Raw genomic sequence first — 12,658 nt, 5'->3', positions numbered from 1 at the left:
GAGAAGATATTTTTAAAAAGATTAAACGTTAAAAACATTTATAGAAAATGAGTTTTATGATTTTTAAAGTGAATAACGAGAAAGTCTCAAGGAGGAAAAAATATGGAAGTAAAAACAAAAACTCCACAACAAATTTTAGAGGTTATAATTAACCAACTAAAATTATTACATAACGATACCGCTGTCCTTTGTGTTGATTGTCAAAATGGATTCACCGAAAGATGTTTATCAGAGCTTCCTGTAGAAGGTACAGATGAGAATTGGATAAGAGAGGTTAATGTCTTTTTGGATCTTATGAAAAAAAATAATTTTAAAATAATTGCAAGTAAAGATGATCATCCAGAAAATCATGAATCTTTTAAAATATGGCCACCTCATTGTATAAAAGGTACGTACGGAAATCAACTATTTATTGACAACTACGACCATATAATATTGAAAGGACAAAATGAGGATAGTGATAGTTATTCTGCCTTTTATTCTGATATAAATAAAAAAATTGAATCTGGATTAGACAAAATATTGAAAGATTACAAAATAAAAAATTTAATCATTTTAGGTTTGGCTGGAGATGTGTGTGTTATTGCAACAATCGAAGATGCGTTAAAAAGAGGGTATAAAATATTTCCGATAAAAGAATATATTAAATCAGTAAATAAAAAAGATATAAAAGAGATTTGTGAAGAAAAATTTGGGAAAATAATAGTTTAAAAAATAAAAGGCATTTTTAATGCCTTTTAGATGGTCGGAGCGACTGGATTTGAACCAGCGACCTTCAACACCCCATGCTGACGCGCTACCAACTGCGCTACGCTCCGAATATTTTTATAATTTTAAATACATAAAAAATTATAACATAAATTTTCGGAAACGTCAATTATAGAAAAAATACAGTAGAAAGTTAGTGGAGGAATATGAATTATAAAATAGGATTGGCACCGATGGCTGATTATACCGATTATCCATTTAGAAAGTTATGTAAAAAACACGGAGCACAATTTGTATTTACTGAGATGATTTCTGTAGATTCAATCATACAAAATAACGATAAAATTATTAAAATGTTACCACAAAAGGATGAAAAAAATATAGGAATTCAATTATTTGGAAATGATCCGGATAAATTTTGTTTGGCCGTACAAAAAATAGAACATTTAGCAGATTGGATAGATATAAATGCTGCTTGCCCTGTAAATAAAGTTGTTAAAAAAGGTGCGGGAGCAGCGTTGCTAAAAAATCCTAAAATTTTAAGTAAAATTGTATATTCATTAAAAAAATATACAACGTTACCAATAGGTGTTAAAGTGAGATTAGGGTACAAAGAAATAAACATTGAAGAAATTTCAAAAATTATACAAGATTCTGGAGCCGATTATATTATTGTTCACGGTAGAACAAGGGAACAATTCTATCATGGAAAAGCAGATAGAAGTTATGTTAAAAAATTAAAAGAACACATAAAAATACCTATTGGCGCAACTGGTGATGTTTTCTCAACAGAGGATATTTACGATTATTTAAATAATTACAAAGCAGATTTTGTAGTTGTAGCTCGTGGTGCTATAGGGAATCCATGGATATTTCGAATGGACAATTATATTCCAAACTTAGATGAACAAATAAATGTCTGCTTAGAACATTTAAGATATATGATTGAGTTTTATGAATCAGAAACTCAAGCTGTAAAAAAATTTAGAAAAGTATTAACAAAATACTTTTCTGGAAAAAAAGGTGTAAATGAAATAAGGAAAAATATTTCATCAATTTTTTCTTACAATGATGTTTGCGAAATTATTGAAAAAAATCTTGTTTTGAAAGACACTAACTAAGCTTTTTCATCAAATAAGATACCTTCAAGATCATTTAAGGCTTTTGCAAGTTTTAAAGAAACCTCGGGAGGAATTTGTCGTATTACTTTTTCAGTATTTTTTTCCACTATTTTTACTATTAAAATATCCAAATCTCTGTCTATTTCAAATCTTGCTTCACCCTTAAAAATTTGTGACAGTTTTTCAAGCCTATCTGCGATTATTTTTGATATTTTATCCAGGTCTTCTAAAGTAAGTTGATCTTCTTTTTTTATACTATTTATACTATTTGTACTATTTGAATCTCCAAAATTCTTTTGGAGGTTTAAAATGTTTCTATTAACAAAATTTATGGTACTTGCATCAGAAGTGTTACTCTTCCCCCCAATATTTGGTATTTCCATCAATAACCACTCCTTTTTTAACCTAATGTTTACTCATTTAGGAATTTCAAAAAATTAGATTTTATTGTTATTTTAAGCTTAAATTTTATAAAAATTACTTAATAACTCTAATTCTTAATAAATATGATTTTTTTAACTTCTTCGCTGCGTTCAGCTAAAAGAAGAGGGAGGGGCTATGATATGGACCCTTATAAAAATAAAACTTCGTTTTTAGAAAATTCTTCGTTTCTAAAATGTCTATCATTTAATTTTTACTCAATATAAGTATCGACTAAAATTAAAATAACTTTAATCAGATAATATCATAAAATAAGCATCGCATCTCCAAATGAAAAGAACCTATAACTCTTATCAATAGCTTGTTTATATGCATTCATAAGATAATCATATCCTGCAAATGCCGATACTAAAAAAATAAGAGAAGATTTTGGAAGATGAAAATTTGTTATAAGAGCATCTACTATTCTAAATTCAAAAGGAGGATATATGTATAGTTTTGTTTTACCTATTAATTTCTCTGGATTTCTGGAGATTGATTCCAAAGTTCTAACAACTGTAGTTCCGACTGCAACTACTTTATTCCCTCGGGCTTTTGTTTTTGCAATTTCTTCTAAAGTATTTTTTGAAACGCTGTAATATTCTTCATGAATATCGTAATTTCTGATATCTTTTTCTTTTACAGGTCTAAAAGTTCCTAAACCAACGTGAAGAGTTACTTCAGAAAAATTTATTCCATATTCTCTTAACTCTTGCAATAATTTTTCTGTAAAATGTAAACCTGCTGTAGGTGCAGCAACTGCACCCTCATATTTTGCATATTTTGTTTGGTATTTATTTGGATCATCCAATGACTTTTTTATGTAGGGAGGCAAAGGTATTTCACCTATTTCAAAAATTTTTGAGTAAAAGTCTTCTTCTTCAAATTCTAATATTCTTGATCCATCTTCAAGATGATCTATAACTTGACATGTTATTCCATCTGCAAAAATCAATTTATTACCCTTTTTTATTTTTCCACCAGGTTTTACAAGTGCTTTCCAAATTTTTTCAGATCCGTCCTTTTCTAAAAGTAATACTTCTACTTTAGCGCCTGTTTCTTTTTTTCCATGCAGTCTTGCAGGTATAACTTTTGTGTTGTTAACTACTAAAAGATCTCCTTTTTTTAAATAACTTTTAATTTGTCTAAATATTGCATGTTCTATTGTTCTTTTATTTCTATCAAGTACCATCAATCTGCAACTGTCTCGTGGTTCTACAGGTTCCTGAGCAATTAACTCTTCTGGTAAATCATAATTATAATTTTCTATATTAAATATATTTTCATTCATCTAAAAACCTCCGCAATTCTAAAAGTTTATTCGAATCAAAAGAATATTCTGAAAATTTGTCTTGAGAAATCATATAATATCCAAGCTTATTACTAAAATATACTATTAATTTATCAGCTGGAGATTCAAAATATATTCTCTTTTTTTCAGATATCCTTTTTAAAATATCTTTATCTTCTTCTTTTTTTAATACATGTTCTATATTTTTATCAAAAACAATTATGACAGGAAAGAAAGTTAAATTTTCAATATACAAATTATCTAATAAGTCCAACAATAAATTGATACTATTTATGTTGTTATATCTCACTACGTTATTACCATCTATAACAACGCCTTTTATTTGTTTAAAAGTTATGAGTCTATAATGATAATATGAAATATTTTTAAGCTGAAACTCAATTATCTGTTTTTCATACTCACTTAAATTTTGAAAGATTTCTTTTATCTTTTTTACTAAAGAAACTTTGGTTTCAAGCGGATCTATACTTAATATTTCATCTAATAGATTTTGTACAAAAGGCGTTTTTGCTTCTAAAGGAATATAGGTTATCAATGAATAAATATCTATATAATCTCTAAAATTTAACCTTTTTAAAATTACTTTTGCATCATAAAATTCTACTCCATATTTTTTTAGTTTTTCATTATATCCTCCTGGTGGAAACTTTTCTGGAAAAATTATAAACTTTAAATTTTCTATAGCTTCATCGCTCAATTTATAATAATTTTTTAAATCTAAAAATCTATTTTCTTTAGGTTTATTCAATATATGTAGAATTAAAAACTGAAAATCATGTATATGCTTTTTCGAAATTTTTAGTTCCGCATCTTTCCCTAAGATTCTATATATCCAAAACATTTTTCTCTCGTTTAATTCTTTTGGAGATTTGATCAATTTATTTACTTTTTCTACTAAACTTCTAGTCTTTTTTGCATGTTCTTGATAATCTTTATGGTCTATTACTTTAAAAATTCTTTGAAGCGACAATTTTTATTCTCCTTATCTTTCAAACTTCATAAAATAATATTTTTATGTTATCTTCTATTTTTTTATAATCATTTCCTTTAGCGTCTATTTCTATATTTCTAAAGTTATAATCAATATCATATGAAATATATATATCCAACCTATTTTCAGGTAGCAAATAGTCCAATAAATTTGCCCATTCTACCAAATAGATACCTTTTGGATCAGAAAAAATGTCTAAATATTCAATTTCATAAGGCTCCGTTAATCTGTAAAGATCTACGTGATAAACAACTGGATCAAAATCATAAACTTTAATCAAAGAAAAAGTTGGGCTGGTAACGTTAATTTTCTGATGGCTTAGTCCATTTATTATAAACGAAACTAAAGTTGTCTTACCTGTACCTAACTCTCCATATAGTAAGATTTTAGCACCTGGGAAGAGATTTTTTGAAATTATTAAACCTAATTTTTTCATTTTAGAAATATCAATTTTATGGTATTTTATTATTTTAAAAAACCTCCGTTTTACAAATTATTTTTATTTACTTTGGAAATTATGAAACTCCGATTTTATAAATGTTTTGAATCTTAGTTTTTTCAAAAATATTTCCTCAACTATAATCTTCACAGAATATAAATTTTTTTAGCTTTTTTGCTACGTGTAGCTAAGGAGAGAGGAGGGCCGTGCCCTGGACCCTTCTTAAATTCAAAAGCTCATTTTTAAAAACTTCTCATTTCTAAAGTACCTATACAGTTAATACTAAACCCACTTAAATTCAAAAGCTTGCTTTCTAAAATCTTTATTTATAAAATGCTTATGCAATTCTAATTTTAACAAATTAACTATTTTTTTAGCTTCGTCGATACTTGTAGCCAAGTAAGAAGGAGGAGGGCTCTGCCCTGGACCCGTTTTAAATTCAAATGCTCATTTTTAAAAACTTCTCATTTCCAAGTAAGGGGGAAGAGGGCTTCGCCCTGAACCCGTTTTAAATTCAAAAGCGTATTTTTAAAGTACCTATACAGTTAATACTAAACCCATTTTAAATTCAAAAGCTTGTTTTCTAAAATCTTTATTTATAAAATGCTTATGTAATTCTAATTTTAACAAATTAACTATTTTTTTAACTTCTTTGGTACTCGCACCAAAGGAAGAGTAGAGGGCTTCGCCCTGGACCCTTCTTAAATTCAAATGCTCATTTTTAAAAACTTCTCATTTCTAAAGTACCTATACAGTTAATACTAAACTCACTTTAAATTCAAAAGCTTGCTTTCTAAAATCTTTATTTATAAAATGCTTATGCAATTCTAATTTTGACAAATTAACTATTTTTTAACTTCATGTAATTCATATAAATAATGTTATAATATTAGAATTAATTTTTTTCTACAATTTCTCCTGCTTTAACTAAAGTTATTCTAACTATATATGGACCAATAAGTTCATAAATAATAACTCCACCTAAAACAATCGATCTAATCTGTTCTCCATAAGGAGAAGGTAGTATATTTTGGGCTATCATTGATAAGCCGATCGCAACTCCCGCTTGAGGTAAAAGAGTCAATCCTAAAAATTGTTTGACTGTTTTTGGACTGTTGGAAATTGCAGAACCAATATACGCTCCAAAAAACTTTCCCAAAGACCTTAAAATAACATAAACGATTCCTAAGATTCCCACTGTTTTTAAAACGGAAAAATTCAATTCTACGCCAGAAATTACAAAAAATAAAATAAGTATTGGAGGAGTGAATTGCTCAATTGTGGTAAAAACCTTTCTATTGCTGGGAATGATGTTTGCTAAAGTTGCCCCAAACATCATACAAGTTAAAAGAGACGAAAGATTAAGCTGAATAGCAATTCCAGAAATTAAAAAGATAAAAGCTATAATTAAAGATAAAAGTTCATCTTCTCCTTTTACTTTTTTAGAAATAAAAGCAACAATTATGCCTGTTAATAGACCTAAAAGTAAAGCAAGAATTATTTCTAACAAAGGAATTAAGATCATATTAATTATCGAAATTGTAGCTGATTTATCAATCAATGCCTTGCCGATTGAAGAAGCAATGCCAAAATACATTATTGCAGCTGCATCATCCAAAGCAACAACAGGAAGTAAAGTTTCTACAACTGGCCCTCTTGCATGATATTGTTTAATAACCATAATAGTGGCTGCAGGTGCTGTAGCAGCACTTATAGCACCTAATATTATGCCCATAAAAATTGGTTGCTTAAAAATAAATATGGTCCCTAAGGATACAAAAAGCATCGGAAAAAATGATTCAAAAAAAGTTATAGGCAAAATACCTTTTCCAATTTTTTTTAATCGCTCTAAATTAAGTTCACTACCAATACTGTAAGCAATAAAAGCCAAAGCCATTTCTGAAATAACAGAAAAATTTCCTATCACATTACTTGGTATTAATCCTAATATTGAAGGTCCTATTAGTATACCAGCAATTAAATATCCTGTTACATTTGGAAGCTTAAACTTTCCCAATATTTTTGATACAACAATTCCCGTTAATATTATGATTGCCAAGTAAAACAACATATGCATCTTTGTTCTATCTCCTTTGTTTTGATAAAATTTCGAATTCATTTATAGGAAGAGTAAACATTACTCCTATGTTGTTACCTTTTAAATCGCTAATTACTTTTCTTACGCAATCCATTGCTATAGGTATTTTTTCGTCGGGCAATACCATAAAAAGAGTTTTATTAAACGGACGACTCTCACTTAAGGCACTTCTTAATGCACTAAATAAAAATGATTCTGGATAAGAATCTACTAAAGTTTTCATCATACCTGAGCTGTCTATTATAGTCCCTCCACTTATATCGTGCTGACTTAATTCTAATAACAAGTCATTCAATTTTTCAATCCTATTTAAAACAATCACTAATATCTGCATATAACAAAACACCGCCTTTTCATTTTTATCGTTTTTTTATCGTTTATTTTTTTGTTCAAGATAATAACTGCATTCTTCTTTTAAAAAACAATCGTCACATTTTGGCGTTTTTTTACAAATGTCTTTTGAATGTTTGACAATCAAAGCATGATATTCGTTATAAAGCTTAAGATCTCTTTTTAGATTGTCTTCAAAAAAAGTTTGTACCTTTTCATAAGTATCTGAATCTACTAATCCTAATCTCTTAAACATTCTTTTTGTATAGGCATCAACTACAAAAATAGGATATTCAAAAGCATATAGTAATATTGAATCCGCTGTTTCATTGCCAATTCCTTTTATACTCAGCAATTCATCTCTCAATCTTAAAAAATCTTTTTCTTTTATTTTTTCTAAATCAAAATCATATTGTTTCAACCAATTTAAAAAATTCTTTATCCGCTTACTTTTAACGTTGTAAAAACCTGCAGGTTTTATAAGGTTTGATAATCTATTTTCTTCTAAATCACATAATTTTTGTGGACTCAAAACCCCTTCAACTTTTAAATTTTCAATAGCCTTTTCTACATTTTTCCACGAGGTATTTTGTGTTAATATAGCCCCTATAGTTACTTCAAACCAATCGTCACCGGGCCACCAGCTTTGAGGTCCGTAATATTTATATAAAGCATCATATATTTTAAGAACCCTGTTGATTTTTTTCACCTTCTACCTCCAAATAAGGTTTTTAGGAATATCTCCATTTAAAGCTGTAATTATATCTTGTGCAACCATCACGGACATTTTACTTCTTGTTTCGAATGTTGCCGAACCAATGTGTGGAGTTAATATAACGTTATCTAACTCTACTAATCCGGCTGTTATTTGAGGTTCATTTTCGTATACATCTAATGCTGCTCCTGCGATTTCTTTGTTTTTTAATTTTTCATATAAAATCTTTTCATCGATTACCGCACCTCTTGAAGTATTAATTAGAAAAGAGCTTCTTTTTATAAGAGACAATTTTTCCTCATTTAACAAATGAAACGTTTCTTTGGTTAAAGGTACATGTAAACTAATATAATCCGAACTTTCTAACAGTTCTTTAAGGTCTACATAAGAAGCATTTAAATTATTTTCAATTTGAGAAGAAACTCTGTGCCTTTGATTATACAAAACCTTCATGTTAAAACCTAATGCACGTTTAGCTACTGCTTGCCCTATATTACCAAAACCTATAATTCCTAAAGTTTTACCGTAAACATCGCTACCAAGAAAAAGTTCTGGTTTCCATCCCTCAAATTTACCTTTTCTTGTAAATTTATCTGATTCTACTATTCTTCTAGCAATTGATAAAATTAAAGCCCATGTTAAATCAGCTGTTGTTTCTGTTAATACACCAGGTGTGTTAGTAACATATATTCCTAACTCTTTAGCTTTTTCTACATCAATATTGTTATAACCAACTGCATAATTTGCAATGATTTTTAATTTATTTTTTCCTTCTTCTAAAATTTCTTTATCTATATTGTCAGCTAACATAGTAATCATAGCATCAGAAGTTTTTGCAAGACTTTTTATCTCCTGTTTAGTTAAAAGATTTTCCTTTGGATTAATCCACACCTCAAATTTCTCTTTTAATATTTTTATCCCTGCTTCTGGAATTTTATAAGTAATTGATACCTTTTTCACTAAAAACCTACTCTCCTTTCTCAACATTTATATAATAACTTTAAAAATTCAAAAATTCGTATTTTAATATGTTTTAGTGTTGATTTTTTTACAAAATACCTCCTCAGTTCTAATCCACATTAATTTCTAATTTTTTAACTTTTTCGCTACATGTAATGAAAGAGAGGGGAAGGGCTCCGCCCTGGACCTGGTATAAATTCAAAAACTTTATTTCTAAAGTGTATATCTAATTTTTATCAATTGTATATTTTTTAAATTCTTAACTGCGTGCATACAAGAAGAGAGGGGAGGGCTCCGCCCTGGACCTGGTATAAATTCAAAAACTTTATTTCTAATGTGTATATCTAATTTTTATCAATTGTATACTTTTTGGCTTCTTAACTGCGTGTACACAAGAAAAGAGGGGAGGGCTCCGCCCTGGACCTGGTATAAATTCAAAAACTTTATTTCTAAAGTGTATATCTAATTTTTATCAATTGTATATTTTTTAAATTCTTAACTGCGTGTATACAAGAAAAGAGGGGAGGGCTCCGCCCTGAACCTGGTATAAATTCAAAAACTTTATTTCTAAAGTGTATATCTAAATTTTTATCAATTGTATACTTTTTGGCTTCTTAACTGCGTGTATACAAGAAAAGAGGGGAGGGCTCCGCCCTGAACCTGGTATAAATTCAAAAAACTTTATTTCTAACGTTTCTAAAATATTCATAACAGACTACATAAAAAATGTAAAATATATCACGATATAATTTTTAGAAAATTCGAACTATATCATCCTAATTTTCACGAAACTTATTATAGCAAAAATATTTAATAAAAGTATTTTGCATCTTTACATTTTAATTTCATTTTTTCATACATAAAATACTTCAATCTTACCAGATTTAACTTTATTATATTTTATTATTTATGATATAATATTTGAAGTTATTTGAATTTTATCTTTATGTGTAATTCCCAATGTATTAGAGTAATTTATAATTAGAAGAATTTATAATCATGAATAGCGTTTATTAGAATTTTTAAAGTGGGTAAAGCGATTTTATTGTAGGAGGTGTCATTTTTATTGTTTGATCCAGAATTTATAAGAAACGTGGCAATAATTGCTCATGTTGATCACGGTAAAACAACTTTAATGGATAGAATACTGGAATTAACTCATTCTATAGATAAAAGAAATATGCGTGAACAATATTTAGATTCAATGGATTTAGAAAGAGAAAAAGGAATTACTATAAAATCTCATCCTGTTAAAGTATTTTATAGAGCAAAAAATGGTAAAGAGTACGAAATGAATATTTTAGATACCCCTGGTCATATAGATTTTACCTATGAAGTATCGAGAAGTTTAGCTGCATGTGAAGGAGCCATTTTATTAGTTGATGCAACTCAAGGTGTCCAAGCTCAAACTGTTACTAATACTTATTTAGCTTTGGAAAATAATTTGGAAATAATCGGAGTGGTAAATAAAATAGATTTACCGAGTGCCAATATAGAAGAAACTATATTAGAAATAAACGATTTAGTTGGTATAGATCCTGAAACTATAGTTAAAGTTAGTGCTAAAACAGGAGAAGGAGTTTTAGAGTTATTAGAAACTATCATTCACAAGGTCCCATCTCCTACATTCAAAGGTACATCAAATGAAAAATTACAAGCATTAATATTTGATGCTAAGTATGATAAGTATAGAGGTATAATAATATATACAAGAATTTTCAAAGGTACTGTAAAGAAAGGTGATATCATCCAATTAATGGCAACGGGAAGTACTTATGAAGTAACTGAAATTGGTATTTTCCATCCAGAAATGATCGAAACTGATAACTTATCGTCAGGAGAAATAGGATACATTGTAGCTGGTATAAAAAATATTGAGGAAGCAAGGATTGGCGATACAATTACTTTTGCTAATGATCCTATTGATAAACCTTTGCCTGGTTATAAAGAAGTTAAACCTATGGTTTACGCAGGGTTATATCCAGGTTTACCTGAATACTACGAAGAGTTAAAAAAAGCGCTTGAAAAATTAAAGTTAAATGATGCAGCCCTTGTTTTTACACCCGAAAGTTCTCCAGCAATGGGATATGGCTTTAGAATAGGATGTTTGGGACTTTTACATATGGAAATTGTAAAAGAACGTTTGCAAAGAGAATTTGAAATAGCGGTAATTTTAACAGCACCAATTGTAATATATAAGGCAAGGTTAAAAAATGGAAAAGAAATAGAAATAACAAATCCCTCAGAATTTCCTGAGCAAGATTATTTAGAAACTGTATATGAACCTTATTCTAAATTAGATATAATTACACCTCCGGAATACATGGGAGATCTTATCAATTTAACTCAAGTTGAAAAGAGGGGTACTTTTTCACATGTGTCTAATGCCGGAAAAAACAGAGTTGTTTTACATTTTGAGATTCCTTTAGCTGACCTAATTTTTGACTTTTTTGATAAAATGAAGGCTTTAAGCAAAGGTTACGCTTCAATGGACTATGAAATAATCGGTTATAGAGAATCTAAATTAGTAAAAATAGAAATACTTATAAATCATGAAAAAGTTGATGCTCTTTCGTATGTTGTACATGAATCTCAAGCTTACGAAATTGCAAGAAAATTAGTAGATAAACTACAAGAATTAATCCCTAAACATCAATTCGAAATACCTATTCAAGCGTATTGTAAAGGAAAAATAATTGCAAGGTCAACTATTAAAGCCTTAAGAAAAGATGTCCTTCAAAAGTGTTATGGTGGCGATGTCACAAGAAAGATGAAACTTTTAGAAAAGCAAAAAGAAGGTAAAAAAAGAATGCGAGAAATAGGTAAAGTCAATATTCCACAAGATGCCTTTTTAGCATTATTAAAAATAAACGAAGATGAAACTAAAAAATAGGTACTTTAGAAATAAAGATTTTGAAAAAAAGCATTTGAATTTAAAACGGGTCCAGGGCGGAGCCCTCCTCCCACTTCCTTGGCTACAAGTATCGAAAAAGTAAAGAAATCGGTAATTAGTAAAGACTAAAAGCGTTAAGGTATTTTGTAAAAGAATCACCATTAAAATATACGTATAATAAGGATTTTGGAATTTCTAAAGACAGTAACTAAAAAATAAAAGGAGGATCTTTCATGGCTAAAACTCAAAAACAAGAAAAATTAAATAAAAATATAATCTATCGAATAATTCTTTGGGTAGTTGGTATAGTTTCGTTAATCGTTTTTTCTTTGGTTATAAATCAACCTTGGATTCTTTTTTTAGTTACCTTTATAGCTTTATTAAGTAAAGAATGGCTTTTAACCTTTATAATTACCGGTATTAGAGGAACTGGCATTTTTGGGTTAATGGGAAGTATAGATATTTTATGGTTAACTTTATGCATCTTCTTTATATTTATTTGGGCTCTTTTTAGATTTTTCTTTGACACAGACAGATTTTTAAAAAAAGTTATTAGATCCAGACATATAAATAATTCTAAAAACACTTAATTTAAGAGAAGGTTACTCAATTAATGAGTAACCTTCTTTTTATGCCAGTTTATATACTGTATAGTTAGAACTTATGCTTCT

At 28.6% G+C, this 12,658-nt stretch carries 12 protein-coding genes and 1 tRNA gene; 4 read left to right on the top strand and 9 right to left on the bottom strand.

Features of this window, described 5'->3' with window-relative positions:
• Positions 1-102: 102 nt before the first annotated feature.
• Positions 103-711 (top strand): isochorismatase family protein, encoded by a 609-nt coding sequence (locus tag X924_RS07280; RefSeq protein WP_121958269.1) that lies wholly within the window; start codon positions 103-105, stop codon positions 709-711.
• Between the two features lie 31 nt (positions 712-742).
• On the opposite strand, the gene X924_RS07275 is transcribed toward X924_RS07280, so the two are convergent.
• Positions 743-818 (bottom strand) — tRNA-Pro (locus X924_RS07275).
• Positions 819-914: 96 nt separating this feature from the next.
• Between X924_RS07275 and X924_RS07270 the strand changes: the two genes are divergently transcribed.
• Positions 915-1,829, top strand: coding sequence for a tRNA-dihydrouridine synthase (locus X924_RS07270; protein WP_121958268.1), 915 nt, complete (start codon positions 915-917; stop codon positions 1,827-1,829).
• Here the strand turns inward: X924_RS07270 and X924_RS07265 are convergent.
• The 8 genes from X924_RS07265 to X924_RS07230 all read right to left on the bottom strand — a co-directional run bounded on the left by X924_RS07265 (position 1,826) and on the right by X924_RS07230 (position 9,094).
• Positions 1,826-2,212 (bottom strand): flagellar protein FlaG, encoded by a 387-nt coding sequence (locus X924_RS07265; protein WP_121958267.1) that lies wholly within the window; start codon positions 2,210-2,212, stop codon positions 1,826-1,828. The two genes, X924_RS07270 and X924_RS07265, sit on opposite strands and share 4 nt — an antisense overlap.
• Before the next feature lie 302 nt (positions 2,213-2,514).
• On the bottom strand, positions 2,515-3,540 hold the full coding sequence (queA, locus tag X924_RS07260; RefSeq protein ID WP_121958266.1) for a tRNA preQ1(34) S-adenosylmethionine ribosyltransferase-isomerase QueA: 1,026 nt from the start codon (positions 3,538-3,540) through the stop codon (positions 2,515-2,517).
• A complete protein-coding gene (locus tag X924_RS07255) occupies positions 3,533-4,531 on the bottom strand; it encodes a hypothetical protein (protein ID WP_121958265.1) in 999 nt (332 codons plus the stop codon). The genes queA and X924_RS07255 overlap by 8 nt, the downstream gene beginning before the upstream one ends.
• Before the next feature lie 19 nt (positions 4,532-4,550).
• Positions 4,551-4,988: a tRNA (adenosine(37)-N6)-threonylcarbamoyltransferase complex ATPase subunit type 1 TsaE gene (tsaE, locus tag X924_RS07250; RefSeq protein ID WP_121958264.1), complete on the bottom strand. Its 438-nt coding sequence runs from the start codon at positions 4,986-4,988 to the stop codon at positions 4,551-4,553.
• Positions 4,989-5,886: 898 nt separating this feature from the next.
• Positions 5,887-7,068 (bottom strand): cation:proton antiporter, encoded by a 1,182-nt coding sequence (locus X924_RS07245; protein ID WP_121958287.1) that lies wholly within the window; start codon positions 7,066-7,068, stop codon positions 5,887-5,889.
• A gap of 7 nt (positions 7,069-7,075) precedes the next feature.
• The gene (locus tag X924_RS07240; protein WP_121958263.1) at positions 7,076-7,423 is read right to left on the bottom strand and encodes a hypothetical protein; all 348 of its coding nucleotides are present in this window, start codon (positions 7,421-7,423) and stop codon (positions 7,076-7,078) included.
• A gap of 36 nt (positions 7,424-7,459) precedes the next feature.
• Complete coding sequence (locus X924_RS07235) at positions 7,460-8,128, bottom strand: endonuclease III domain-containing protein (protein ID WP_233186606.1); 669 nt, start codon at positions 8,126-8,128, stop codon at positions 7,460-7,462.
• 3 nt (positions 8,129-8,131) lie between these two features.
• Positions 8,132-9,094, bottom strand: coding sequence for a D-glycerate dehydrogenase (locus tag X924_RS07230; RefSeq protein ID WP_199172663.1), 963 nt, complete (start codon positions 9,092-9,094; stop codon positions 8,132-8,134).
• A gap of 1,066 nt (positions 9,095-10,160) precedes the next feature.
• Here X924_RS07230 and lepA point away from each other — a divergent pair.
• A complete protein-coding gene (lepA, locus tag X924_RS07225) occupies positions 10,161-11,987 on the top strand; it encodes a translation elongation factor 4 (protein ID WP_121958261.1) in 1,827 nt (608 codons plus the stop codon).
• Positions 11,988-12,220: 233 nt separating this feature from the next.
• Positions 12,221-12,577: a hypothetical protein gene (locus tag X924_RS07220; RefSeq protein WP_121958260.1), complete on the top strand. Its 357-nt coding sequence runs from the start codon at positions 12,221-12,223 to the stop codon at positions 12,575-12,577.
• Positions 12,578-12,658 lie beyond the last annotated feature (81 nt).

Origin of the sequence: Petrotoga sp. 9PWA.NaAc.5.4 (assembly GCF_002895485.1) — a bacterium.
Taxonomy (GTDB): Bacteria; Thermotogota; Thermotogae; order Petrotogales; family Petrotogaceae; genus AZRK01.
This window is presented reverse-complemented; position numbering and strand designations above follow the sequence as displayed.

Bases quoted from the DNA above. Each gene is read 5' to 3' on its own strand.
- X924_RS07280 (WP_121958269.1), top strand. From the start codon at position 103: ATGGAAGTAAAAACAAAAACTCCACAACAAATTTTAGAGGTTATAATT.
- X924_RS07270 (WP_121958268.1), top strand. From the start codon at position 915: ATGAATTATAAAATAGGATTGGCACCGATGGCTGATTATACCGATTAT.
- X924_RS07265 (WP_121958267.1), bottom strand. From the start codon at position 2,212: ATGGAAATACCAAATATTGGGGGGAAGAGTAACACTTCTGATGCAAGT.
- queA (WP_121958266.1), bottom strand. From the start codon at position 3,540: ATGAATGAAAATATATTTAATATAGAAAATTATAATTATGATTTACCA.
- tsaE (WP_121958264.1), bottom strand. From the start codon at position 4,988: ATGAAAAAATTAGGTTTAATAATTTCAAAAAATCTCTTCCCAGGTGCT.
- X924_RS07245 (WP_121958287.1), bottom strand. From the start codon at position 7,068: ATGCATATGTTGTTTTACTTGGCAATCATAATATTAACGGGAATTGTT.
- X924_RS07240 (WP_121958263.1), bottom strand. From the start codon at position 7,423: ATGCAGATATTAGTGATTGTTTTAAATAGGATTGAAAAATTGAATGAC.
- X924_RS07220 (WP_121958260.1), top strand. From the start codon at position 12,221: ATGGCTAAAACTCAAAAACAAGAAAAATTAAATAAAAATATAATCTAT.